This is a genomic window from Paenibacillus sp. FSL L8-0494 (genome assembly GCF_038003695.1).
Lineage (GTDB): Bacteria > Bacillota > Bacilli > Paenibacillales > Paenibacillaceae > Paenibacillus_AQ > Paenibacillus_AQ odorifer.
Genome location: NZ_JBBOPQ010000001.1, coordinates 6,532,760 through 6,558,602, shown reverse-complemented (window position 1 = coordinate 6,558,602; position 25,843 = coordinate 6,532,760). Strand labels below are relative to the sequence as shown.

General features: G+C 44.3%; 17 protein-coding genes. 13 read left to right on the top strand and 4 right to left on the bottom strand.

Annotated features, from left to right (window positions below; translation table 11 throughout):
• Positions 1-25: 25 nt before the first annotated feature.
• The 4 genes from NYE35_RS29565 (at position 26) to NYE35_RS29550 (ending at position 9,160) form a co-directional block, all read left to right on the top strand.
• Positions 26-3,763, top strand: a complete 3,738-nt coding sequence (locus NYE35_RS29565; RefSeq protein WP_341122345.1) for an S-layer homology domain-containing protein — start codon at positions 26-28, stop codon at positions 3,761-3,763.
• A gap of 690 nt (positions 3,764-4,453) precedes the next feature.
• Positions 4,454-5,260 carry an ABC transporter ATP-binding protein gene (locus NYE35_RS29560; protein WP_036682032.1) on the top strand — a complete coding sequence of 269 codons (807 nt, stop codon included), beginning with the start codon at positions 4,454-4,456 and terminating at the stop codon, positions 5,258-5,260.
• The gene (locus NYE35_RS29555) at positions 5,253-6,911 is read left to right on the top strand and encodes a hypothetical protein (protein WP_341122344.1); all 1,659 of its coding nucleotides are present in this window, start codon (positions 5,253-5,255) and stop codon (positions 6,909-6,911) included. Before NYE35_RS29560 ends, NYE35_RS29555 begins: the two co-directional genes overlap by 8 nt.
• 233 nt (positions 6,912-7,144) lie before the next feature.
• A complete protein-coding gene (locus NYE35_RS29550) occupies positions 7,145-9,160 on the top strand; it encodes a bifunctional diguanylate cyclase/phosphodiesterase (RefSeq protein WP_038573706.1) in 2,016 nt (671 codons plus the stop codon).
• A gap of 77 nt (positions 9,161-9,237) precedes the next feature.
• Here the strand turns inward: NYE35_RS29550 and NYE35_RS29545 are convergent, their stop codons facing one another.
• Entirely contained in the window at positions 9,238-10,935 is a 1,698-nt protein-coding gene (locus tag NYE35_RS29545) for a methyl-accepting chemotaxis protein (protein WP_341070692.1), read from the bottom strand.
• A 243-nt stretch (positions 10,936-11,178) separates the two neighbouring features.
• Between NYE35_RS29545 and NYE35_RS29540 the strand changes: the two genes are divergently transcribed.
• Positions 11,179-11,610 carry a MarR family winged helix-turn-helix transcriptional regulator gene (locus tag NYE35_RS29540; protein WP_341122343.1) on the top strand — a complete coding sequence of 144 codons (432 nt, stop codon included), beginning with the start codon at positions 11,179-11,181 and terminating at the stop codon, positions 11,608-11,610.
• Between the two features lie 114 nt (positions 11,611-11,724).
• On the opposite strand, the gene NYE35_RS29535 is transcribed toward NYE35_RS29540, so the two are convergent.
• Positions 11,725-13,590 (bottom strand): LTA synthase family protein, encoded by a 1,866-nt coding sequence (locus NYE35_RS29535; RefSeq protein WP_038573700.1) that lies wholly within the window; start codon positions 13,588-13,590, stop codon positions 11,725-11,727.
• A 283-nt stretch (positions 13,591-13,873) separates the two neighbouring features.
• Between NYE35_RS29535 and NYE35_RS29530 the strand changes: the two genes are divergently transcribed.
• Both NYE35_RS29530 and NYE35_RS29525 read left to right on the top strand, forming a co-directional pair.
• Complete coding sequence (locus tag NYE35_RS29530; protein ID WP_076099699.1) at positions 13,874-16,186, top strand: helicase C-terminal domain-containing protein; 2,313 nt, start codon at positions 13,874-13,876, stop codon at positions 16,184-16,186.
• A gap of 53 nt (positions 16,187-16,239) precedes the next feature.
• Entirely contained in the window at positions 16,240-17,208 is a 969-nt protein-coding gene (locus NYE35_RS29525) for a Gfo/Idh/MocA family protein (RefSeq protein ID WP_038573694.1), read from the top strand.
• 77 nt (positions 17,209-17,285) lie between these two features.
• Here the strand turns inward: NYE35_RS29525 and NYE35_RS29520 are convergent, their stop codons facing one another.
• Positions 17,286-17,969: a CidB/LrgB family autolysis modulator gene (locus tag NYE35_RS29520; RefSeq protein ID WP_036682019.1), complete on the bottom strand. Its 684-nt coding sequence runs from the start codon at positions 17,967-17,969 to the stop codon at positions 17,286-17,288.
• Entirely contained in the window at positions 17,963-18,337 is a 375-nt protein-coding gene (locus NYE35_RS29515; protein ID WP_036682017.1) for a CidA/LrgA family protein, read from the bottom strand. Before NYE35_RS29515 ends, NYE35_RS29520 begins: the two co-directional genes overlap by 7 nt.
• Before the next feature lie 111 nt (positions 18,338-18,448).
• On the opposite strand from NYE35_RS29515, the gene cidR reads away from it, so the two are divergent.
• From cidR to NYE35_RS29485, 6 genes are all read left to right on the top strand, one after another.
• Positions 18,449-19,378 carry a cidABC operon transcriptional activator CidR gene (cidR, locus tag NYE35_RS29510; RefSeq protein ID WP_341122342.1) on the top strand — a complete coding sequence of 310 codons (930 nt, stop codon included), beginning with the start codon at positions 18,449-18,451 and terminating at the stop codon, positions 19,376-19,378.
• A gap of 115 nt (positions 19,379-19,493) precedes the next feature.
• A complete protein-coding gene (locus NYE35_RS29505) occupies positions 19,494-19,763 on the top strand; it encodes an aspartyl-phosphate phosphatase Spo0E family protein (RefSeq protein WP_076099698.1) in 270 nt (89 codons plus the stop codon).
• A gap of 164 nt (positions 19,764-19,927) precedes the next feature.
• A complete protein-coding gene (locus tag NYE35_RS29500; protein ID WP_076105042.1) occupies positions 19,928-21,325 on the top strand; it encodes a DNA-binding protein in 1,398 nt (465 codons plus the stop codon).
• Positions 21,326-21,670: 345 nt separating this feature from the next.
• The gene (locus tag NYE35_RS29495; protein ID WP_063829808.1) at positions 21,671-22,117 is read left to right on the top strand and encodes a MarR family winged helix-turn-helix transcriptional regulator; all 447 of its coding nucleotides are present in this window, start codon (positions 21,671-21,673) and stop codon (positions 22,115-22,117) included.
• Positions 22,110-23,870 (top strand): ABC transporter ATP-binding protein, encoded by a 1,761-nt coding sequence (locus NYE35_RS29490; protein WP_036681991.1) that lies wholly within the window; start codon positions 22,110-22,112, stop codon positions 23,868-23,870. Before NYE35_RS29495 ends, NYE35_RS29490 begins: the two co-directional genes overlap by 8 nt.
• On the top strand, positions 23,867-25,765 hold the full coding sequence (locus tag NYE35_RS29485) for an ABC transporter ATP-binding protein (RefSeq protein ID WP_076099696.1): 1,899 nt from the start codon (positions 23,867-23,869) through the stop codon (positions 25,763-25,765). The genes NYE35_RS29490 and NYE35_RS29485 overlap by 4 nt, the downstream gene beginning before the upstream one ends.
• The last annotated feature ends 78 nt before the right edge of the window (positions 25,766-25,843 follow it).

The following is a 25,843-nucleotide window of genomic DNA, read 5'->3' as shown; positions in this document are numbered from 1 at the left end:
ACCTATTTAAGGCGAGGTGCACATAATGATACGACCATTAACCTTCAAAAAAATTGTAACGCTGCTGCTGGCAGCCTCCCTGCTAATCCTGCCTACTCAGGCAGGAAGAGCTTATGCTAATCCGGATACCGCAGAAGCGATAACCTCTTCCCAAGGCGGCGTTAACCAGTTTGATTATTTCAGTCATGTCTATGACCGTCTAAATGATGCTAACCATGTATTTAAAACAGCGACGTATGAAGATATCGTTCATCTTTTTGAGAGTGAAGGCACATACGCTGTTCTGGTTGGCGGCGCTTGGAGCGAGAATACACAGGCCGATATCGGCTTTATCAACGAGGCAGCCAAGGAATACGGCATCTCTACGATTTATAACTTTGATACTAAGCTGGACGGGGACACCCTTCAGATTGCAGACAGCAATAATAAATTTGCTTATAAATATGTTGATCTGGTCAACAAGTATTTGAAGAATTTAAATCTGTCTTCCAAAGATGATCCAGAACGCAATGTCAGCTATACCAATAAAAACGGGGAAGTTGTGACTGCTAACAAGTTCGAGTCTCCATTCTTATTGGTATACAACAAGGATCACAAGGATGCACAGGGAAATAGTGCTCCTGTCGTATCCTACCTGGATAAGAGCTATTCGTGGAATGAGTTCCTGACGAACGGAACACTTGATGCGGCGAAGGTTAATGCGTATAAAACATCAGTAAGTGAGGTGCTGGGTGCCGCTTCCCGATATGACACTATCGACGAGTCGGCTTATATCAAGGCTGCATTTAATAAGAACTATGAAGGGGAAAATGAGGGAAAACCTACGATCTTCAACGAAGCGGATGGCACGCTTGTTTATGAACATGTGACCTATCATCAGCTGAAGCAAATTTTAGCGAGTGAGGGAAACTATGCAATTTTGTTAGGCGGGTCGTGGTGCCCTAACACGCAAGCGGTGATTAAATATATCAACGAATATGCCAAAAAACATAATATCAATAAGATCTACTTCTTCGACACTAAGTTGGATGCTGGTGTGACCGTTGCTGAGCCTAATAACAACAGCGGCACTAAGGGCAGTGCAAATCCGCATAATAATAATGAGCTTCAGATTAGAACCACTAATCATCCGTATGCGCAGCTTTATGTTGATCTGGTTCGTACTTATCTGACCAATATCAAGACCGAAAACAATTCAGCTGCCAAACCAACTGTAATTAGTTATGTAGATGGACTTGGAAACACCGTGAGCGGAGACAGACTTCAAGTTCCATATCTGTTCACTTATAACAAGGACAACAAGGATGCAGGAGGCAAAAACTCACCGATTCTAGGGCATGTTGAACTTATGTACAGCTGGACGAATATCCAACCGGATTACGTGCAGGCTAATTACCCAATCGGAGCCAGATACAATAACACTACAACAGCGCTGGATAAAATATTCTCCAGACTCGAAGCTGTACCGGCAGGACTTACCGGTGTAGCACCAACAGCGGCCGGCAATAAGGATGGGCAAATTGTAGGCACCAGTGCAGCATTGGAATTTAAGCTTGCTGGAGACGAGGCTTACACCCCAGCTTCGGGATCAGCCATTACAGGGCTTGCACCTGGTGTTTATAAGGTAAGATATGCCGCTACATCGGGCTATCAAGGGCCAACTTCCGCAGCTGGACCCACAATCATTCCTTATAATGCTGGCGAAGACGTAAGTGTGGAAGTTCCTGCTTACACCCATCAACAAGCAGCCCCGACAGGACTGGTAGGCGTAGCACCTACTTCTGAAGCTAATGATGATGGGCAAATTACGGGTTCTGCTGAAGGACAGGAGTATAAAGGCGTTGGAGAAGCTGATTATAAGCCTGTAACAGGTACAGCTATCACTGGTCTTACTCCGGGCTTCTATAATGTGCGATATGCGGCAAAAGAGGGATACAGCGTAGGTAAAGACGCTACAGTTGAAGTCCCGGCATATGGTGAGCAAGCGGCACCTACAGGATTAGTAGGTATAGCACCAACCAGTGCAGCCAATGACGACGGTAAAATTATAGGAACTACGAAAGCGCTGGAATATAAGCTGTCTACGGTTACCGATTATGTCTACGCATCAAATGTAGAGATCGTTGGACTGGTGCCGGGTATCTATCAGGTAAGATACGCAGCTAAAGAAGGATTTAACGCGGGTAGAGCAGCAGATGTAATCGTTCCAGCATTCACTGCGGAACAAGCAGCTCCAACTGGGTTACAGGGAGTTGCTCCTACCTCAGCAGCGAACAATGATGGAAGAATTACGGGAACCACGACAGCCTTAGAATATAAGCTGTCGAGTGTAACTAATTATGTGTATGCACCAGATAAAGAAATCACAGGATTAATACCGGGCACGTATCAAGTGAGATACGCAGCCAAAGAAGGTTATAAGGCAAGTCCAGCGACTGACATTGTTGTTCCGGCCTATGTGCCTATTTCAGATCCTGGAACAGGTGGAACAGGTGGATCGGGTGGATCGGGTGGCAATTCTACACCGAGCACGACTACACCAACACCATCGGCAAGCCCTCAACTGGTTGCTACGGCAACAGCAGGGAGTACCGTGAACCTATCAGCAACAGCAGCAACTAAAACGGATAAAACCACAGGAGTGACTACTGCAACGATCACAAAAGAAACGGCTGCTGAATTCGTGAGTCTCGCTAAGAAGGCAGAAGCTGATGGGAAGAAAGCTGTTCTTGAAATTAGTGTTGCAGCTACTTCAGATACTCAAACCGCTGAACTTACTCTTCCAAGAAGCATAATTAATGAGTTAGCCGCCGGAACGAAGGCGGAGATTACCATTGATTATGAGAATGTGGGTACGATTACGTTTGATGCCAAATCATTGGCAAGCATTAGTGCAGCTTCAGATGCCGGAGACATCATTATTAGAATCGCGAAGGTGTCATTAACGGCAGAAGGCAAGGCTGTTCTCGGAGACAGACCAGTTTATGACTTGTCGGTTATAGCGGGTGAAAGCACGATTTCCACCTTCGGTGGGGGCAGTGTTCGTGTCAGCGTACCGTACGTGCTGCAAGCGGGAGAACGGCCAGATGCGGTTATTGTGTATCACATTAACAGCACTGGAAGTTTGGACAATGTACGTGGAAATTACAATGCCGCTAAGGGAACTGTAGATTTCGTAACCACACATTTCTCCCAATATATTATTGGATATAATCAAGTGAGCTTTGCAGATGTTCCAGATGCCTCATGGTATAGCCATGCAGTAGGTTTCTTGGCAGCACGCAGTATCACATCTGGTACGGATGCTGAGCATTACAGTCCTAATGCCGCAATAACCAGAGGGCAGTTCATCGTCCTGTTGCTTAAGGCATATGACATCGCACCAGATGAGGTTGCCGCAGATAATTTTGCAGATGCGGGCAATACGTATTATACGAATTATCTTGCTGCAGCTAAGCGCCTTGGGGTAGCAACGGGTTCGGGAGATAATCAATTCCAGCCAGAGGTTCAGATCACTAGGCAGGAGCTATTTACACTCTTGTACCGCTCGCTTGTAGCGCTAGGTGAACTGCCATCTGAGAAAACAGCGGCCACGCTTTCCGGCTTTAGTGATGCTGGACAGATCGCTGGTTATGCACAAGAAGCCCTTCAAGCGCTGGTAGAGAGAGGTGTAGTGACCGGAGCGAACGGTAAACTCAATCCGAAGGAAGTCACTACAAGAGCAGAAGCAGCACAGGTTATTTACAATTTGCTATCCAAATAATCAGCCACTAAGACATAGCGGACGTCACGTAAGTAGCGTTCAACTATGAGTGCGGCGACTCGGTTTGGCTAAGACAGCAGAGCAGCGATTCCTCTTTTATTGGAGTATCGCTGCTCTGTTTTTTTTGTTTGTTAGCTGGCTGGTTGCCCTTGCCCTGTCCGCTTGCACGCTTGCCCTCTTGCCCGCTTGATTCAGCAGCTCATTCATTATCGGCGCGGCTTTCGGACCCAGATGACGTTATTTTCCACATTCCAGCCTTTGGGGCATAGTTTCGGACTCCAGCGACGCTATCGCTTAGAAAAAGGTGCGTTTATGGTGTTTTTCATGCTGATAGCGACTATGGGGTCCTTTAGCACTCCAAATGTGGTAAAAATCCGCGTATAAGGTCAGCTGTGTCCGATAGCGTACTCGCTCTCTTACGTAAAAATGCTACCCGACCAAACGTACGCTGATCTTAGTCCGGTTTGCTCAAATAAAGGGGGTGCCAACAGCCATTTCGTGGCATCGGTGGCGCTGCCTTTCGCTATAAATCTCTAGGGGGTGGCCTAATGGCCACTCTTTTTTTAACTAGACATAAGATTAGCAGACTAAATCATGGAAGAGGATTCTACTAAATGATACAATTATTGTAATTACATAAAGTAGTAATATTTCACATTATTGATTAGTTACTAGAAAGGGGACTGAGATATGGGTTTAGCTGACGATCCGGTCATAGCGATTTCAGGTTTATGGATGAACTATACAGACCGAATGGTGCTAAAGGGAATTGATCTTAAGGTATATAGAGGACAAATTATTGGTTATATCGGCCCTAACGGGGCAGGTAAGAGTACAACGGTGAAGATTATGCTCGGTTTGGTAGAAGGATATAACGGTAAAGTGGAGATTTTCGGTAAGGATATTGCTGATGGAGATGTTTCTTACAAGAAACGTATAGGTTATGTGCCGGAGGTAGCCGAATTATATGATAGCCTCACTGCAAGAGAGTATCTAACCTTTGTTGGCGAGCTGTATGGGCTAGGTCGTGCGGAGGCGGACTACAAGGCCAAAAAATTAACCACACTGCTAGGTTTGGAGAAGTCTTACGATATGCGGATTTCTTCGTTCTCAAAAGGGATGAAGCAAAAGGTGCTGCTTATCTCCAGCATGCTGCATGACCCCGATATTTTATTCCTGGATGAACCGCTGAGTGGTTTGGATGCTAATAGCGTGATGATAGTGAAGGAGATTTTTGCATCGCTGGCGGCACGGGGGAAGACCATTTTTTACTCCTCACATATCATGGATGTGGTTGAGAAAATCAGTAGCCGGATCATTTTGATTGATGGCGGGGATATTGTGGCGGACGGAAGTTTTGCGGAGCTGAAGGAGAAAGGCCGCGAAGGGACGCTTGAAGATATTTTCAATCAATTAACCGGATTTGATAAATACCGTGATATCGCTGGTGAATTTGTTGCGGTCATGCAAGAGCAAGAGGTATCCTCTTATGACTGATTTCTTCGTGCTGAGGCTGTTGGATAAGCTGCGGGGTGCATTTATAAGATTTGGAGTCGATTATGACACCATGCGGAGTATTCTGCAGATCAAACTGACCATGGACGGAAGAAGAACGCCTACAGCGCTTGCAGGTATGCAGAAAAAGGAGAACGTTAAAGAAGGTTCGCCTTTGCGATTGCAGTGGATTTACTTACTGTTTGGTTTAATATTAATTCCGCTAACGCTATCCAATGATCACTATATGCTGCAAATGAGCTTAACCTTTGGGATCATTATGTTTTTTGTCTCCACAACCCTGATCTCTGATTTTTCTTCAGTAATGCTTGATTTACGTGATAAAAATATTCTTTTTTCCAAACCCGTCAACCGAACCACCTTAAATATGGCCAAAAGTATCCACGTTCTTCTCTACTTAGGGACAGTTACATTGTCGATCACTGGTCCATCTTTGGTATTTAGCCTATTTAAGCAGGGGATCGCTTTTTTTCTGATGTATGCGGTGACAATTGTCTTGTTAGACGGTTTTATCCTCGTAATAACTGCACTGCTCTACCTGATGATCATGCGGTTTTTTGATGGGGAGAAGCTCAAGGATATTATAAATTATACGCAAATCCTTCTAACGATCGGAATAATGGTGGGCTATCAATTCATCTCCAGGTTGTTCAACCTCACTGAGCTTGGTGCTGCTTATCAACCTGCTTGGTGGCAGTACTTTATTTTTCCGGTTTGGTTCGCGGCTCCGTTTGAACTGTTGCTTGGTGGAGCGAGAGAACCCTATTACTTCATTCTCTCATTGCTGGCTTTGATAACCCCACTTGTACTGATCGTAGCTTATATTAAGCTGATGCCACAGTTTGAGCGGAATTTGCAAAAGCTGGCAGAGCAAGGCTCCGGTGGAAAAGACAAGGGCCAGATCGCAGAGTGGCTCTCTCGCAGAGTATGTAAGGAACCGGCAGAGGGAATTTTCTTTCGGTTTACTTGGTCCATGATGAAGAATGAGCGCGATTTTAAGCTGAAGGTCTATCCTGCACTTGGCTTTTCTATCGCATTCCCGTTTATTTTTATATTTGGTATATTACAGAATAGTTATGATGGTTCCCTTAAAGGTTCAAAAGTGTACTTGTTAATCTATTTCTGCACGATGTTAATGCAGACTGTAATACAGATGCTACGCTACTCTACAAGTTATAAAGGAGCTTGGATTTATAGGCTGATTCCTTTACCCGATAGCACGCCTATTTACCGTGGGATGCTTAAGGCGGCGCTGCTGCGGCTAGTCTTGCCTTTATTTGCAGTAGATGCGGTATTGTTCATTCTGTTGTTCGGTGTGCACATTGTACCTGATTTAGTAGTGGTATTATTCGCCATGCTGATTTTCTCAGTCATCTGCTTTCGTGTTTATCCGCGGAGCTTACCTTTTTCAGAGCGTTATGAGGCAGCCAAACAAAAGGATTACACTGGAGTCGCCTTCATGCTTATGTTTTTGCTGATGGGGATGGCGGGTATTCACTATGTCTTCACTTTATTTACCGGAGGAATTTACATCTATCTGTTAGTTCTGGTAGTTTTGAATCAATGGTTATGGCGAAAGACCTTCCCCAAAACCCCATCAACCACAGGTCACATATCCAACTTTCCGGGGTGAGTGAATGCGTCAAATATGGACATTTTTTGCCGACATAAAAAAAGGGTATAAATTCCAGTATTTTCTTAGACAATCGGCTGAATACAAGGTAGAATACATCTAAAGTTGCTTTTCAGGGATAACCTATAATCTTTACGCACTCTTCCATTTATCTGATATTCGTGTACTGATTTTTTACTTGAGAAATACGCTGCAGCGATTACGGTATTCAAAACCGGTGAAGAGGTTAACTAATGGATAAAATGGGAATCCACTATAACGTTTGGATTGTTTTACTATCATTTGCGCTAGCGGCGACTGCAGCTTATTCCGCGCTGAATCTGATCTCGCAAGTCCCTCGCTCGTTTGGGAAAGTTCGTCGCTTATGGTTAATATCGGGGGCATGTGTACTCGGCAGTGGCATATGGTCGATACATTATGTAGGGATTATGGCGAGCCGTTTTCCTTTTAGCGTGAATTATTATCCAGGCAGGGCTGTATTATCGTTATTGGTTGGTGTATTGTGCTGCTATTCGGCATTCCGGATTACGTTTGTGCCACGTTTAAGAAAAAGTTGTTTAATAGTTAGTGGTGTTCTACTGGGCAGCGGGATCTCTGCTATGCATTATATCGGGATGTCCTCCATGAAGATCGCAGCGGAGATCCATTATGAGATATGGACTCAGACATGTGCTGTAATCCTCGTTATGCTCTCGTCTTTTATCGGATTATTTCTATTTCACAAGTTTAAAGACTATGTGGGTTTTAACCGCTGGAAGTTATACTCTGCTCTCTTTATCGGATTTTCGGTAACTGGATTGCATTATACGAGTGTAAGGGCGACTCATTTTGAATATAACGGTCTGTTAGGCAATACAACTTTTTTTATGGAGACTGATGTTATTCTCTTAATGGGAGTATCCTTGGTAACGCTATTTATGCTTGCGATTTCTGGTGGTGCTGTATTTCTGGACCGGCATGTGCTGGAACGGATGGCTTATTATGATCCACTAACTGATCTTCCGAACAGGCATGGCCTGGTACGTTATTTTAAAGATGAATTTTTCGGGAGTAGATCTGGCGCCGTATTTTTTGTGGATCTGGATCGGTTTAAGTCGATTAATGATACGCTTGGACATGATATAGGGGACTTGTTACTGCGAGAGGTCGCTATAAGATTAAGACGCTCTGTAGGAAGTAAAGGCAAGGTCTTTCGTTTGGGCGGAGATGAATTCCTGATCGCTCTTCCAGATTGTACTGTGGAGGATGCGCAAGAGGAAGCAGAGCACATTTTATATGAGCTTAAGAAATACTACAGCATTCAAGGTAATGAGCTATATGTTACTGCAAGCGTGGGGATCAGTATGACCCCTATGCATGGAACTGACCGCTCAGCGTTAATGAAGGCAGCCGATACAGCTCTTTATACCTCTAAGGATTCGGGTAAGAATAAATTCAGTGTGTTCGATCAGGAGATGAACCGCCATCAGCTGCGACGGATGTCGCTGGAGAAGGATCTTCGTAAAGCGCTGGCACGCTCCGAGTTTATGGTTGTTTACCAGCCGAAATGGGATTCTTATATGAATGTTACGGTTGGTCTTGAAGCACTGCTGCGTTGGCGGCACCCTGAACATGGGATAATTTCCCCCGCAGAATTCATTCCCATCGCAGAGGAAACGGGACTAATTGTCCCCATTACCTATTGGATGCTGCATGATGTATGCAGCCAGAACATGCTTTGGCATAAGGAAGAGATAGCAAATGTCGCAGTCTCTATTAATATGTCAGCGCGGATGTTTGAGGGTGGGGGCTTATACGATGTCGTAGAAGAAGCACTCACACGTTCAGGCCTAGAACCACATTTCCTTGAACTGGAGATTACAGAGTCCATTGCGATGAATAACATGGAAGAGACGGTTGCGCAGCTATCCAGACTTCGGGCACTTGGGGTAAGGGTATCACTGGATGACTTTGGGACAGGCTTTTCGTCCCTTGGTAATTTAGATGAGATTCCAGTCAACACACTCAAAATTGACCAGGTATTTATTCGTAAGAGCAAGATGCATTCCAAGAAAGCCATTATCAGTAATATCATTGCGATTGCCACCAATCTTAATATGGAGGTCGTGGCGGAAGGTGTGGAGACACCAGAGCAGATTGAGCTGCTGCAATCCTTAGGCTGCAGAGTGATGCAGGGTTATTATTATGGGCGGCCAATGCCGGTGCATGAGCTGGGCCAGTGGTTTATAGCGAATACAGCAGTATCGTGACAGATGATCTCAATACATAGAACAAGGGGCTAGCGTCTAAGCAGAATTTCTCTGCTTGGACGCTAGCCCCTTTGCTATTAAGAAACCTTAAATCGTTCAATCAGAATTTGCAGCTTCTCAGCTAGTGAGGACAGGAAAGCTGCTGCAGACTCAACTTCTTCCATTGCGGCAAGCTGTTCTTCTGAGGAAGCGGATAATGTCTCTGCACTGCTGGCTGTCTGATTAGCGACATTTACGATGTTCTGAAGGGTTGTAACGAGACGGTCGGAAATTAGCGAAAGCTGTCGAACTGTTCCGGAGATCTGCTGACTTTGTGAGGCCATTCCCGAGACAGACATTTCTATCTCCGAGAAGGACTGGCCTGCCGTGGCAATCATTTCTCTGCCGTGCTCCATCTCTTCTGTAGAGCGTTTCATTGTTTCTCCTGCTTGATCCATCTGATTCACGATGATGTTTACCAACTGGCCAATTTGCGCAGCGGAATGGGCTGAGCGCTCAGCAAGCTTACGCACGGAATGGGCAACGACCGCAAACCCTCTTCCTTCTTCTCCAGCTCTTGCGGCTTCAATCGCTGCATTTAGGGACAGGAGATTGGTTTCCTCTGCGATGCTGGCAATAGTACCCACGATATTTTCGATTTCTTTGGAATAACCACCCAAGGTTTCAATAATGATTGCTAGGTCGGTAATGCTGTCACTTACGACTCTCATCTGCTGTGTGGTGGAATCCATTGCTTCACGGCCTGTACGGGCTTTATTAGCGTTGCTGACCGCATTATTCATTGCGTTATCTGCATTGCCTGCAATCTCTGTGATGAAGCGAGACAGGTCTTGTACAGACTTATATTCGCCCTCCATATTCTGCAGCTGTGAATTCGCGCTATCCGCAAGCTCAATTGTAACATTGACGCTGTACTCACCGGCCCGGTTGGTTTCCTGTGCACTGGCAGAGAGCTCTTCGGACGAGGAAGCTACCTGCATGGAGGTCTCATTGACCTCGGTAATAAGCAAGCGCAGGCTTTGGGTCATGTCATTAAAATTACGGGCTAATGTACCAATCTCATCCTTACTGTTGAATAAAATAGGATTATGAGTAAGGTCGCCCTGTGCAACAAGATTGACCCCTTTAGACAGCTTCGTTAACGGACTTATCATTCGGCGGATTAACAGATAAGCTGCCACGATAGCTATAACCAGAATGGAAGCTCCGATAATAAAGGGCTGAACTATGATATCTTGGGTTCTTTCTTGAATTATGGAGCCATCGAAATTAATAGCCATCAGCGCAACTATAGGTTTGGATGGATCATGATCCTGATAGATGGGGCCGTAACCTGTCTTAAGTGAGGTACCTTCGTATGTATAAACCTTGGAGTAGGAGGAATGCTTGGACTGAGTGATATGTTGCTTAACTTCATCTGGGAAATAAAAAGTATCGCCTGCTTTATAACCTCTAGCCTGGAAGCTTGAATCTGCGGCAAGTACTTTTCCGTCTAAGGATAAGATGAATGCCTCTTTAAAAATAGCCTTATGTGCCACAATCCAACCGATTCGATCCTCTACAGCCTCCAGTTTACTTTGATCGCCTGCCAACAATGCGGAAATATCTGCGGGGTCAATCAGGCCGGTTGTAATATTAGCGCATCCTACCAATTCGATACCTGCGGCTTCGTCTACTTGCTTATAAGCTGTACGGTATCCGAAGAACCCGATGGATGATCCTACAAGAAGTAAGACGATGAACATCATCCAAGTTAATTTAGTTGCTAATTTCATTCTTCGCACCAACCTTGACAAATTATGTTCTCAGTGATAATAGCTCTCACCTCTACGATTATATCGTATTGATATGCTCATAACCTTACATGGAATATAGTATTTCTGTGTCGGAAATTGGAGATTCGTGGAAGTTTGCGCTTTCCAGCATGCTTTCAATGGTTTAGTAGACAAAACCATTGAATCATTACCAGTTCTAGTGGTACGCTTGAGTTATTAAAAACGGATTGGGGTTGAACAAATATGCCACATCAAATAGATCCGTTAATTGATCGTCTTGGACTATCCATGTGGAGAGTACAGCGTAAGATTATGTCTCAAATGTCTTTGCACAAAGAACTCGGACTTACGGTGCCTCAGATGGGTCTGTTAAATATGATTGCGAAAGAAAAGGAGTCGCGGGTGGTACAGCTGGCAGAAAGTATGGAGGTCAAATCCAGTGCAGTGACGGTGATGCTGGACCGTTTGGAGGTGCTGGGTTATATCAAGCGTGAGCCGGATGGGAAGGATCGGAGAGCGGTTGTAGTAACGATCACCGAGAAGGGTCAGCAGGTGCTGGAAGAAGGACATTTCCGGTCCAAAGAACTGCTGGCAGAGCATTTGTCCATACTGAAGCCCGAAGAACTACGCAACTTTGCAGAGTATTACCGTATGATCGAGGACCAGGAGCGTTAGTCAGCTAAGCTTCGGAATGGATATCTTTATAAAAAACAGCAGAGCAGCGGTTCTCCATTATTGGAGAATCGCTGCTCTGCTGTTTTTGTTCGTTGGTTGCCTACGCCCTGTAATTTATTGTTTAGGTTGTTTGTCAGGCAACTGAGTGATATAGCTGTGAGAAAGCTGTAAAAGCCTCAAGGCACGGTTATATTCGTCCTCAGTGGCACTTGGTGTTGTTCCATCGTTATAAATAGAGTACTGAGTGTTGTCTTCAAAGCTGTTACCAGGAATAAGCAATCCTGAGCTGGCAATGAATGAACCAGAAGGTAAATAATATCGTTCTGGCAGCAAATTATAAGTCTGACTGAGTAGATCTTGACCAAAATATACGTTATTCTCTAATGAAATCCCAAGCAGACTTGCAGCGGTTGGCATGATATCCACTTCTCCGCCTACTTCATCAATGGTCTGCGGCGCTACGCCATCACCTGCATGAATAAGCAGAGGGATGTTCATCATATCCGCATAACTGTATTCATGACCATAGATTTCAGTCATCAATTCTTTATCATCATGATCGAGGGAATAAATCGGCAATCCCATATGATCTCCATAAATCATGATTACACTATTGTCCCAGACACCTTTCGCTTTAAGCTCTTCTACAAAATGTCCAAAAGCATCATCCGCATAGTTCTGGGAACGGATATAGTCACCAACAAAAGTACCTTCATAACGCTCTGGCAGCTCCATACGGTATTTTTCTTCCGGAATAGTAAAAGGGTGATGCGCTGACATTGAAATGACTTGAGCGTAAAAAGGCTGCTCCTGTTGGTCCATTTCTTTTAGTTTGTCGGCTGTCTTACTGTAGAGCGTATCATCAGAAGCGCCAAAGAAAAAGACATCATCTTCACCAAAAAATTTGCGATCATAATAATGATCGAAGCCCAGGGAGTCATACAGCTCGCCGCGGTTCCAGAATTCTACGACATTGGTGTGGAAGGTTGCAGTCTGATAACCATTTTCTTTAAGCACACGTGGCAGACTCGGCAGTACCTTATCTACATAGGACATCGTTGCCGCTCCACGTGGAGGGATGTAGAAGGAAGTATTAACTACGAACTCTGCATCCGACGTATTCCCTTGACCAACCATTTGATAAAAATTAGGGAAGTAAAGACTGTCCTTCATCACCTTGTTCAGGTTCGGTGTAATTTCTTGACCGTCTAATTTAAGTCCTAGCAAAAAATTCTGGAAAGATTCCATTTGAATAATAATAAGGTTCTTATCTTTCGCGATGCCTTGAAGTGGAGAACTAGCCGTAGTATTAATCCCCTTCAATTTATTGATGGCATCTTGTGTAATGTCACTTGAATTGACTAGCTCAGGCTCTTCTTTAGCGAAGATCGTATAGGCTTCATAATTAAGAATTCCCATTTCCTGGGCTTTCTTAATTTCGTTCATGCTGGCCTTATTAGGCAAGATGTTGAACAGGCATAAAGCAAGTGAGACTGCAAACAGAACGCTGTACTTAAGTTTTCCGCCACGGCGGCGGTTGATATTCTCTTTCTTATAGACCCGGCCTTTTTTATTAAAGAAGAAATAAACTCCGAGAATAATGATGTCTGTAAAAATCAGCAGGTAGTATGGATCCATTAGTGAGAATACGCTGTTGCTGACGGCGGTGACTTGATTCACCTGCTCCGCTGCATGGTAAGTCACAATAACACCATAATATTTAAAATACATAATGGCTGCGAAGAAAATGGCTGTCACTAATAAATTTACGGTCATGTAATATCCGAGCTTGCGCTTGGAACCAAAACGTTCAATGATACAGAAGAGCGCCCAAGCAAAGGGGATTTCAGTTAATAATGATTTCCAGGGCAATATATCGTCAAAGATTACGCCCCATGCCAAGAAAGCTTTTAGAATAAAAATTATTGTGAAAAACACAAAAGGTTTAACGATCCACTGTTTAAAGTTAAAGGATGACACAGCTTCGCCTTCTTTCTACATGATAAAACGCTATTTCCCGGCTAGGAAGAAACAGCGCCCCAGACAAAATAATTCCATAGTAATAAAATTTATTATGCAGGGCTAGCTATAGAATGTCAAAAATCGAGAACCTAAGTATAAGCTTAGCGGAGCGCGTAAAGTTAAACACATAGGGTTGAAGCTGACGCTCCTGCTCTCATGCAGGGTTATACAACGAATTCAGGACTAAAATGGCGATTGGGAGCAAAAAGAATATATGGAAAATTAAAGGATGTGATGCCGGATGGGCTCTACAGTAGCTTTATCAGTTAGAACTCTCGTTGAATATGTTTTTCGCAGCGGAAGCATTGAGCCTGGCTTTCATGGAACGGGCGCTATGGTCGAAGGCACAAGAATTCATCAGAAAATCCAAAAGCAATATAAGGAAGGTGACCGCAAAGAGGTTTATTTGAAAACGGAAATTTCTTATGGAAACCTGCTTTATGTTGTAGATGGGCGATGTGATGGATTGCTTGTCTCGGAGGATGGGAGCTTTACGGTCGAAGAAATCAAGTCAACCTCCGGACTGCTGGATTTACTGGATGAGGGACATGAGGTTCACTGGGCACAGGCGCTGATGTACGCATATATGATAGCTCTGGAGCAAGAGCTTTCTTCTATTCAGGTTAAGCTTACCTATGTCCACCGGGCCACTGATGAGCAAAAAAGCTTGTACCGAACGTTGTCTTTTGAAGAGCTGATTTCATTTGTGAATGACACAGTAGCTAGATATGCTCCGTACGCCGAGATGATGGTTCATCATGAGGCTAAGAAGGAGCAGAGTCTTCGGGAGTTGAGCTTTCCGTTCTCCTCTTATCGAAAGGGACAACGTCATTTTGCAGGAGCCGTATATAAGTCCGTCGTGGAAAAGGTCAGTCTGTTCGCTCAAGCACCCACAGGTATTGGGAAAACAATGTCGACGTTGTTTCCTGTCCTTAAAGCGATGGGCGAAGGACAAGCTAAGGGATTGTTCTATTTAACGGCAAAGACGGTTACCCGTTTTGCCGCGCAGGAAGCCATCTCGCTGTTGCTAACGCAGGGACTTCAGCTGCATGTCATCACTATTACCGCTAAAGAGAAGGCCTGTTTTCGCGAAGAGGGGGTTTGCGGTAAGGATTCCTGTCCTTATACGGATGGTTATTATGACCGGATCAACGAGGCGTTGATGGATCTGTTAGAGCACGAGACGCTCATGAGCAGAGACACCATTGCACTGTATGCTCACAAACACAAAGTGTGCCCATTTGAGTTCTCATTGGATGCGGCCTATGCCTGTGATGCTGTGATCTGCGATTACAATTATATATATGATCCTCGCATCAGTCTGAAACGGCTAACAGAGGAAAGAAAGAGAGAAACGGTACTTCTAGTAGATGAAGCACACAATCTGGTAGACCGGGGACGGGAAATGTTCTCCGCCTCTTTGCTGAAAGCCCCTTTCCTGGAGATCCAGCGCCAATATAAAGAAATGAACCGGAGTTTGAGTAAAGCCGCTAAATCGGTGAATGCTTTTTTCATCTCCCTTCGCAAAATTTGCAATGAAGAGGGGCAAGGGCAGTGGGACTCGTTCCCGGAGGAGCTGCCAGCTTTGCTTGAGATATTTTCTTTGGAGGCGGAACAGGAACTTATTCACCCCAGCTCCAGCATTGTCTCTCTGAATGGAGAAGATGAAGGGGAAAATGTCCTCTTGGATACATATTTTGCAGTTCAGGGAATGCTCCGCACCTTTAAGACCTATGATGAACGCTACATTACCTATGCTGAGGTTCGTAGAGGGGATGTCTATCTCAAGTTATTCAATTTGGATCCCTCGCATCTGCTTCGGCAGATGTCCAAGAGCTTTCGCAGTCAGATCCTGTTCTCAGCTACACTTTCTCCATTATCTTACTACCGGGATATGATTGGTGCGGTGGAGGAAGATTACAGTTTAACTGTTTCTTCTCCTTTTCAGAAGGAGCAGTGGGAAGTAACCGTCTTACCTGTCTCCACACGTTATCATGACCGGGAAGCTTCACTAGTTCCGTTGACTAAAGCACTAAGCCAAATGGTCTCCAAGAAGGGCAATTATCTGGTGTTTTTTCCTTCGTACCTCTATTTACAAAACGTATATCAGGCCTTTACGGAGAATTACCCTGAAATCCGGACATTGATGCAGGATACGGGCATGAGTGAGCAAGCTAGAGAAAGTTTTTTAGCTGCATTTAGTCCAGACAATGACGAGACGTTATTGGGATTTGCTGTACTTGGAGGAATTTTTTCAGAAGGTGTGGATCTGCCAGGGGATCGCCTCAATGGGGTTATGGTTGTTGGCGTTGGCCTGCCACAGCTTGGTCTTGAACGCAATCTGCTGCGTCAATATTTTAATGCCAGAGGAAAAAATGGCTTTGATTATGCCTATGTCTATCCGGGAATGTGCAAGGTACTGCAAGCCGGAGGCCGGTTGATTCGCAGCGAGACGGATACGGGCATTATCGTGTTGGCTGATGACCGTTTTTTGCAGAGTCCATATATGCATTTGCTCCCCGAAGAATGGAGAGATTATCTTATCCGCTCGTAAGAGGTTATAATCTACGAAAGGGTATTCATAATCAATCGGCAGGGGGAAATAATATGACATTAAAAGTGGGTATTGTGGGTACGGGTTGGTTCTCTAAGGTACATGCTGATTTGCTGGCAGGGATGGATGATGTCCAGTTGCAGGCAGTCTGTGGTAGCAGTAAAGCCAAAGGCGAAGATATGGCACGTCCATACGGAGCTGCTGGATATGGTGATATTACAGAGATGTTGGATGCAGAGACGCTTGATGCTGTTTATATCTGTGTGCCTCCACAATCTCATGGTGCGATTGAACGTTCATTAATCAAGAGGGATATTCCTTTTTTTATAGAGAAGCCGCTTAGTATGACTACTGAAATTCCTGCGAGCTTGCTGCAAGATATTAAAGAACATAATTTATTGACCTCGGTAGGTTACCATTTCCGTTATCAAGAGAATGTCAGACGGCTCAAGGAAACACTACGTGGTGATAAGATCGGTATGGTTATGGGCCAGTGGATGGGCGGCATGCCGGGCGTAGCTTGGTGGCGTGATCAGGAGCAATCCGGAGGACAGTTCACCGAGCAGACTACTCATATCGTCGATTTAGTGCGTTATCTGGCAGGAGAGGTAAAAGAAGTATACGGCATGTTCGGAAACCGAATTATGCATGAGCAGCATGAAGGTGTGAGCGTAGCCGATGTAGGTACCGTATCTCTTAAGCTTGAGAATGGAATCATAGCTAATATTTCAAATACATGTGTACTGCCTGATCCGGTGGGAAGTGTAGGACTTAGTTTCTATAATGATCGGGGATTGCTGGATTGGAACCCGGATCGTCTCTTGGAAGTGCGAAGTGGCAATAGCACCGAATTTGAAAACACAGGAAATCCATATTTAGTGGAAAGTGAAGCTTTTCTGCATGCTGTACGGACAGGTGATCGTTCACGTATTCTCAGTGACTATGAGGATGGATTCAAGACGCTTAAAGTAACCTGCGCGGCTTACGATTCAGCACAAAGTGGACTTCCGGTTAAATTCTAGGTTTAGATCTCTTAAAAAAAGGACATGTCGCCTTAGATGTGCTAAAGAGACATGTCCTTGGCTCAAGCTGGGTTAGCCTAGTGGAGGAATACCGCGAGTAAAGCTGGCGCCACACCTATGGATAACAGCGCGGACAGAATCATCGCAATACTGGAGATGGTTCCGGTCAGTGAACTAAGCTCGAAGGCCTTGGATGTTCCTGTACCATGCGCAGCGGTTCCCAGCGATACACCACGCGCGATTTCATTGTCAATGCGGAAGATGCGGAGCACTGTAGGGCCCATCATTGTACCGAGTATCCCGGTAATGATGACGAAGACTGCAGTAATACTCGGTACACCGCCGATACTTTGCGAGATGCTCATAGCGATCGGCGTAGTCACCGAACGTGGAACCAGACTGGCTGCCAGATCGCCGCTGACATGCAGCCATTTGGCGAGCAGAATAGAAGAGATCACCGCTGTTATCGTCCCTGACAGCACGCCTGCCGCAATTTCGGCGGCGTGCTTTTTGAGCACCTTGAAGTTTTTATGCAAAGGGATTGCAAAGGCCATAGTTGCCGGTTGCAGCAAATCCGTCAGCCATTTGCCTCCCGCATTGTAAGAATCATAAGTAATGCCTGTGATGAGTAAGAAGATAATCATAAGCACTGGTGTAATGATCAATGGAGAGGTGTACACTTTGCCACTAGAAGCATAAATGCGTTTCGCCAGTAGATACACAGCAACCGTAAGACCGAAGAATAACAGAGCGTTTAACATGATCCTTTCCGCTCCTTTGCTTTGTAAATTCTACTGGTAAGTAATCCGGAACTGGCCATTACAACAATCGTACCCAAAATGACCACCGCGAGGATTCGTAAACCATCAGTTTCCAGAATATTCGCGTATTTCATTACGCCAATAGCAGATGGAATAAAGAACAGCAAGAGCTCAGCCAGTAGCCAAGAAGCACCAACTTCAACCCAATTCAGATGAATGACACCAAACTCAAGCAAAAGAAACAATATAATCATTCCGAGTATGCTTCCGGGAATAGGGATATGCAATAATGGGGTTACAGCATTGATTAGTAATGAGAATAGGGTAAGTCCCGCTACCTGCAGCAAGCCTATAACAATCTTTTTCATAAGGCTTCGCTCCTTTCATGATAATGAAAGTTTACATCAATTGTTTTCATAGGTAAAATGAATAGATTGAATAAATGACATTCCTTTTGTCTATGTATCGGAGGTTGGAAGATGGATATCCGACAATTAGAATATTTCGTCCAAGCAGCACGAATGAAAAGCTTTACTCGGGCTGCCGAATCCTTATATATTTCTCAGCCAACGATCAGTAAAATGATCCGGAATATGGAGATCGAGCTGGAGGCGGATTTGTTTTACCGTGAAGGGAAAAGTGTCCGGCTTACAGATGCGGGGGAAATTCTGTTCACCAAAGCGCAAAATATCGTGGAGTCGTTCGCCAGCTTGTCTTCTGAGCTGGATAGCTTACGAAATTTGGAGCAGGGCCACATCCGCATCGGTCTGCCTCCAATGGTAGGGGCGAGCTTTTTTCCTTCGGTGATTGGTCAATTTCATAAACGTTATCCGCAGGTTACTATTCGTCTGCATGAGGATGGCGCGAAAAAAGTGGAGGAAGATGTAGAAACGGGCTTGCTGGATATCGGAATGGTTGTGCTGCCTGTAAATACAGCCAAACTTCATTGTTTCACTTTTGTTGAAGAGAAGCTGAATCTTATTTTACCTGTAGGACATCGGCTGGCCGGTGCAGACCTTGTTCCGTTAAGTGAACTGGCCGAAGAGGAGTTTGTGCTGTTCCGGGAGGATTTTACGCTGCATGATCGGATTATTACGGAATGTGTGAAGGCGGGATTTCAGCCTAAGGTAATCTATGAGAGCTCCCAATGGGACTTAATTAGCCGCATGGTGGCTGCCGGTATGGGAATCGCATTGCTGCCAGAGACCATATGCCGGGATATGGATCGATCACGGTTAGTTGTTGTGCCTTTGACGGATCCGGTAATTCCGTGGCAGCTTGCTATGGCGTGGCGAAGAGATCGTTATTTATCTTTTGCGGCACGCGAATGGATTGCTTTTGCAAAGGGACTTTTGCGAGAACAGTATCCCAACGAGCTCCCTGACGAGCATGCGGAGGACTCTGAATAAATAGTAATTCCGTTTTTGTTAGAAGCTCTACAATTTTTCTTTTTTTTGAAAATATGTTTTTTTGGTATCATGACTTATGATAGGAGAAGATGTTGATAGAGAGAAGGAGAGAGATGTGACACAAAATCCAAATTCCTCCAAGAATAATCATAGAAAAGATTATAAAGAAGATGAGCTACTTGTAACTATAGAGAGTCTTAGATGTGAATTGCTGGAGGTTGCAGAGCAACGGAGTCTTAGTGACCGTGCTGTTTTAGAGCTCAGTGAGCGATTAGACAGCTATATTTTGCTGGCACAAAATAAGATGATGGAAAATTTGCGCAACCGGAAAGCCGGCATTACATCCTATAGTAGAAGTTCCAAAACCGCCATCACTGTTAGCTAAACTACCAACAACATAGAATTATAATACTATGAAGATGTTACTGATCTAGAGGAGCGTATTAGGCTCCTCTATTTGTCGTACAATCTATTTGTTGTACAATCCATAACTTTCACCTATAATGTCAATTAATAGAATCTTTTCAAGTCAAACTTTGGGGGTGCCGAGTGGAGGGAAAGTTAACAACTATACGCTCAGAAATTGAGAAAAATTTGTCCCGCTCCGGCCATAATCTCGCCTCATTTTCAAAAATTTGTGGCCTGAATCGAGGCAGCCTCAGTGCAATTCTGCATGGAAATCCGCCGAAGCCTATGTCCTTGGGACAAGTAGATGCAATTATAAAAGCCTTTGGTTTTCCAGAAGGTTGGTTATATCCTCTATATGTTGATGAATGCTTCAATGATGAGAAGGTCTCACGCCGTAGAGTGGAGCCTTTTTTGATTCGTTGTGCTGAATTGGGCAAACAGAATTGCATTGATGAAACTATAAGCAGGTTATTAGAGTCTACCAAGCCGCTGGATATCATTTATTCTGTTGCTGATAAATTATTCAATAAAGGCAAAGTTCAGGAATCCATGTTTTTTTACAAGATTGTAGTAGAGAACGAGTCGGATAGTTATAGTGAACGTCTCGCGATCAGTCATTATCGTAATTTTAAATTTTTGCAAACACTTGATATGGAGGAGAAGCTACGCGCAGTCATTAGCTTTAGTCCTTTTAGGGGACGCCTTCCGGAAAATTTGCAATTAGATGGTTTATTGATGCTGACACAGCTATGTTTCGCTCTTCGCAGATGGGAAGAAATGGAGATCTATGCTGATGAGTTGAGAGCTTTAGCCAATGCAGTTTACCGCCAAGAACTGCGGAGGAGCGGAGACAAACGAAGAGAAGAACTCTGTACGGAACGTCCGCTCGTTGTTTATTATGGACACGGATATTTACTTAAAGCAATTTCGTTGACGAAGCAAGGTCAATATGAAGCTGCGAAGAAATATACCGCTGGTTATGCAGACTTAGGCTGGTTTGAGATGTTGGATGAAGTAGGCCAGCAAGCTGTAGAACAATTCCGATTATTTGCAGTTGGGAACAGTTTCACACTGGAAATGCTGGAGGGGAACGTAAAGGTTGTACCGGACTATGTAGCTTTTTTGGCTGAGCACCCCGGAGAAATATTGCCAGGACTCATTATTATTATGGAATCGGCTAATCATTACAGATTTTCTGTAGATGATGTGCTTAAACGTTTTGCACGGGAAATGTTACGATTTGAACAGTTTGAAGATCCCATTAATATTGACCGATTATATCGGTTGTACTATCAAATAGCCATGTATCTAATAAACAATGGACAATATATTACGGGTGTGGACTATATCATACAGTCTTTAGAGTTATCTATTAAGACTAATAATGGAATAGACTTCATTAAGTGCGTGACCTTATTTGAGACCAATAGGGACTATGCAACTCTAAATCAACAGGAGAAATACAGAAAGCTGATAAGGGAGGTGAGAAAAGATGAAAAAATCACTATTGATGATGGCAGGCATTTTAGCATTGTTTAGCTTCATCATTATCGGCCCAGTTGGTTCCGGAAGTAATGGACCAATCACAACTTATGAGCACGGAGCAGGATTCTAAAGGTTATCCTTGGCAATATTTTATATACAGATACATATACGCATAACTACTCCCTTGCACTCGTGCTGGGGAGTTTTCTTTTTCGTAATAATTGATAGCGTATTCATAATTTGACAAAGCAATCCGGCGAAAATATAATTAGGTAGCCTAAATAATATAGTGTTTAATAATTAGTTGACCTAACTAAAATAGAGGTGAAGGAAATTGGGATAAACGGAGGAAATACAGAAAATACTGAAAATTCAGTCGCACACGGGCTTTTTGCGGCGATGAAACGCCTGCATAAAGCTCAATGGCAAAAGGGCGTTGAGGGCCACAAGCCAAGTGAGATGACTTTAATGATATGCATTGAAAAATGGAATCATTCTGATGAAGAGGGTCTTAAGGTGTCTGAAATCAGCCGACTACTTGGATTCACTCCTCCTACCATCACGCAGCTGATTAACAGTCTTGAAGCGAAACAGATGGTGGAAAGACACGCGGATCCTTCGGACCGAAGAGTTGTACGCGTAAAATTGACGGAACGTGGAAAAGAACTCACACGAAAAGCGGAACATTATCGTGATGTGATGCTTGATAAGCTTGTACAACACTTAGGCGAAAAAGACACTAAACAGCTCACTGAGCTATTGCTTAAGGTACATGAATACGTTGAGGATAATCCACCACCTGATTGGGATAGGCTACAAATGAACGGAGATGAGAAGCTTGATTAAATTATTTAAACAACTGAAGCCTTTTAGGGTAGCTATTGGTGCTGTATTAATCCTTGTATTTTTGCAGTCCATGGGTGATTTATACCTTCCTACTCTGATGTCTGACATCGTCGACAAAGGGATCGTTCAAGGAGATCGCGCTTATATTTGGAAAATAGGTAGTTTCATGCTCATGGTTGCAGGTGGCGGTGCTTTATGTTCGGTAATTGCCAGTTACTTATCGGCAAAAGTGGCGGCTGGGTTTGGTAAAATCACGCGTGCTCGAGTCTTTAATCATGTAGAGAATTTCACTCTGCATGAATTCGATAAGTTAGGTACAGCATCTTTGATTACACGTACAACAAATGATATTACACAAGTTCAAACCGTACTTACTATGATGTTGCGCATGATGATCGGGGCACCGATGATGATGATTGGTGGTATCATCATGGCAGTATCTGAAGATGCTAAATTATCATTGATTTTTGTAGTCGTTATTCCTGTACTTGTTGGGGCGATCTTCTTTATTGGGATGAAGGGTCTGCCACTGTTTAAAGCCATTCAGATTAAGCTTGATAAATTAAACCTGGTGCTGCGTGAGCATCTGACAGGTATTCGTGTTATTCGTTCTTTTAACCGGATTGATCATGAGAATAGACGTTTCACCGAAGCTAACCGTGATCTTACGGATACAGCTATCAAGGTCAACAAAATCATGGCCGGCCTGATGCCGCTGATGATGATTGTAATGAACTTTTCTATGATTGCTATTCTTTATTTTGGTGGAATTCGAATTGGTGACGGCGATCTGCAAGTTGGGTCCCTGATGGCATTTATCCAATATGCGATGCAAATTATGTTTTCTCTGATTATGGTATCGATGATGTTCGTGTTAATTCCGCGTGCTTCAGCTTCAGCCGTGCGTATCAATGAGGTACTGGATATGCAGCCTGAATTTACAGATCCTACTGAGAGTGAACTGCATACAACAGCTCAAGCTACTAAAAAAGACGGACGCGATTCTTTACGTGGTTTTGTTGAGTTTGAGAATGTATCTTTTTCCTATCCAGGGGCAGAACAGCCTGCACTTTCCAAAATTAGCTTTAGTGCTCGTCCGGGTGAAGTTACCGCAATTATCGGGGGTACCGGATCGGGTAAATCTACGCTACTTAGCCTGATTCCAAGGTTCTATGATGTTAATGAAGGTGCTGTACGCGTAGACGGAGTGGATGTGCGTGAGATGACACAGGAAGAGCTGCGGAGCAAAATCGGTTACATCCCTCAAAAAGCAGTATTGTTCTCGGGTACGATTAATGAGAACATCCGCTACGGTAAAGAGGATGCTACGGATGAAGAAATCATTCATGCATCCAAGGTGGCTCAAGCCTACGATTTCGTATCCGCGATGAAGGATGGGTTTGACTCGGAAATTGCCCAGGGCGGGAATAACGTCTCTGGTGGTCAGAAACAGCGGTTGTCCATTGCTCGGGCGCTTGTGAGAAAACCTGAGGTGTATCTGTTCGACGATAGCTTCTCAGCTCTTGATTTCAAGACAGATGCCAAACTTCGCGCGGCTCTCAAAGCTGAAACTACGGAATCCACCGTATTGATCGTAGCTCAGCGGGTTAGCACCGTTATGGATGCGGACCGGATTATTGTAATTGATGAGGGTGAAATTGCTGGAATGGGCACTCACCGTGAACTGCTCGAGAGCAGTGATGTGTACCGCGAGATCGTATCCTCGCAGCTGTCAGAGGAGGAAATAGCATGAGCGAACAAAACAGAGAACATAAGCCTGCAGCTCCCCGCGGCCATAAAGGTCCGGGTGGACCGGGTGGCGGTCCTGGAATGAGGATGCCGGCAGAAAAGGCTAAAGATTTTAAAGGTACACTTCGTCGCTTGATCAAATATTTACGCCCACGTATGGTTCAATTGATTATTGTACTAATTATGGCGATTGCCAGTACGGTGTTCAGTATCTTCAGTCCGAAGGTTATGGGTAAAGCTACAACCAAACTGTTCGAAGGTGCTTACGGCAAATTGATGGGTGTAGAGGGTGCCTCCATTGACTTTGGATATATTAATGATATTCTGATCCTGCTCGCGGGATTGTATCTGCTTAGTGCTTTGTTTAGTTACATTCAGCAATATGTAATGGCTGGAGTAGCGCAGAAGGTAGTTTATGACATGCGTGAGCAGATCAACAGCAAGCTGGAGCGTTTACCTTTAAAATATTTTGACTCCCGTACACACGGGGAAATTCTCAGCCGTGCTACGAATGACGTGGATAACATCAGTACCACGTTGCAGCAAAGTTTAACGCAGCTGATTACCTCAATCGTCACTATTATTGGTGTTATTGTGATGATGCTTACCATCAGCCCATGGCTGACTTTAATCACGATTACTACGTTGCCACTCAGCTTTATTGTGATTATGGCGATCTCCAAACGTTCGCAGACTTATTTTGTGAGACAGCAGAAATCGCTTGGTCAGTTGAATGGTCATGTAGAGGAAATGTATACAGGGCACCGGATTATTAAAGCTTTCGGCCGCGAACCGCAGTCGCTTAAAGATTTTGATGAAATAAACGATAAGCTATATGATTCTGGCTGGCGCTCCCAATTTATGTCGGGTATGATTATGCCGCTTATGATGTTTATCGGTAACTTGGGTTATGTGCTTATCTGTGTTGTGGGTGGTATTTTTGTTACTAAAAAAATGATTGATGTCGGGGATATCCAAGCCTTCATTCAATATTCACGTCAGTTCACCCAGCCGATTGCACAAACGGCTAATATTGCTAACATTATTCAATCCACCATTGCTTCCGCAGAACGTGTATTTGAACTTCTGGATGAAGAAGAGGAAGTCAAAGAAGTTAATACTACGCTTGTGAAGCTTGATGAAGGTGCTCCGGAAGGCTCCGTTGAGTTCCGTCATGTGAAATTCGGATATAAAGAGGATGCTATTCTGATTGAGGACATGAATATTGAGGTTAGTCCAGGTCAGACTATAGCTATTGTCGGTCCTACTGGTGCTGGTAAAACCACTTTGATTAACCTGTTGATGCGCTTCTACGAGCTTAACGATGGGGAAATTATCATTGATGGCGTCAACATTACCGATATGAAACGGAGTGACCTACGCAGTAAATTTGGTATGGTGCTTCAGGATACCTGGCTCTTCAACGGTACGATTCGTGATAACATTGCTTACGGTCGTGAAGGTGCATCAGAAGCTGATGTGGTGCGGGCGGCCAAGGCTGCGCATGCTGATCACTTTATCCGCACACTTCCGCTTGGCTACAATACGGTGTTAAATGAAGAAGCTTCTAATATTTCACAAGGACAGAAGCAGTTGATTACTATTGCTCGCGCTATTCTTGCTGATCCATCGATCCTCATTCTTGATGAAGCAACGAGCAGTGTCGACACACGGACTGAATTGCTGATTCAAAAAGCGATGAATGCGCTGATGCAAAACAGAACAAGCTTCGTTATTGCCCACCGTCTCTCGACGATTCGTGATGCGGATCTCATTCTTGTCATGAACCAAGGTAGTGTAATCGAGAAAGGCAACCACGAAGAACTGCTGGCACAAGGCGGATTCTATGCGGATCTCTATAACAGTCAGTTCTCTGAAGGGGATTTGGACGTAGGCTAAATTGAAGTGAAGAAAAAAGTATAGTTAATCATAAACCCCTCTTTTCACATGATGCTGATTTTTTATGTGAAGAGAGGG

Bases quoted from the DNA above. Each gene is read 5' to 3' on its own strand.
- NYE35_RS29565 (WP_341122345.1), top strand. From the start codon at position 26: ATGATACGACCATTAACCTTCAAAAAAATTGTAACGCTGCTGCTGGCA.
- NYE35_RS29560 (WP_036682032.1), top strand. From the start codon at position 4,454: ATGGGTTTAGCTGACGATCCGGTCATAGCGATTTCAGGTTTATGGATG.
- NYE35_RS29555 (WP_341122344.1), top strand. From the start codon at position 5,253: ATGACTGATTTCTTCGTGCTGAGGCTGTTGGATAAGCTGCGGGGTGCA.
- NYE35_RS29550 (WP_038573706.1), top strand. From the start codon at position 7,145: ATGGATAAAATGGGAATCCACTATAACGTTTGGATTGTTTTACTATCA.
- NYE35_RS29545 (WP_341070692.1), bottom strand. From the start codon at position 10,935: ATGAAATTAGCAACTAAATTAACTTGGATGATGTTCATCGTCTTACTT.
- NYE35_RS29540 (WP_341122343.1), top strand. From the start codon at position 11,179: ATGCCACATCAAATAGATCCGTTAATTGATCGTCTTGGACTATCCATG.
- NYE35_RS29530 (WP_076099699.1), top strand. From the start codon at position 13,874: ATGGGCTCTACAGTAGCTTTATCAGTTAGAACTCTCGTTGAATATGTT.
- NYE35_RS29525 (WP_038573694.1), top strand. From the start codon at position 16,240: ATGACATTAAAAGTGGGTATTGTGGGTACGGGTTGGTTCTCTAAGGTA.
- NYE35_RS29520 (WP_036682019.1), bottom strand. From the start codon at position 17,969: ATGTTAAACGCTCTGTTATTCTTCGGTCTTACGGTTGCTGTGTATCTA.
- NYE35_RS29515 (WP_036682017.1), bottom strand. From the start codon at position 18,337: ATGAAAAAGATTGTTATAGGCTTGCTGCAGGTAGCGGGACTTACCCTA.
- cidR (WP_341122342.1), top strand. From the start codon at position 18,449: ATGGATATCCGACAATTAGAATATTTCGTCCAAGCAGCACGAATGAAA.
- NYE35_RS29495 (WP_063829808.1), top strand. From the start codon at position 21,671: ATGAAACGCCTGCATAAAGCTCAATGGCAAAAGGGCGTTGAGGGCCAC.
- NYE35_RS29485 (WP_076099696.1), top strand. From the start codon at position 23,867: ATGAGCGAACAAAACAGAGAACATAAGCCTGCAGCTCCCCGCGGCCAT.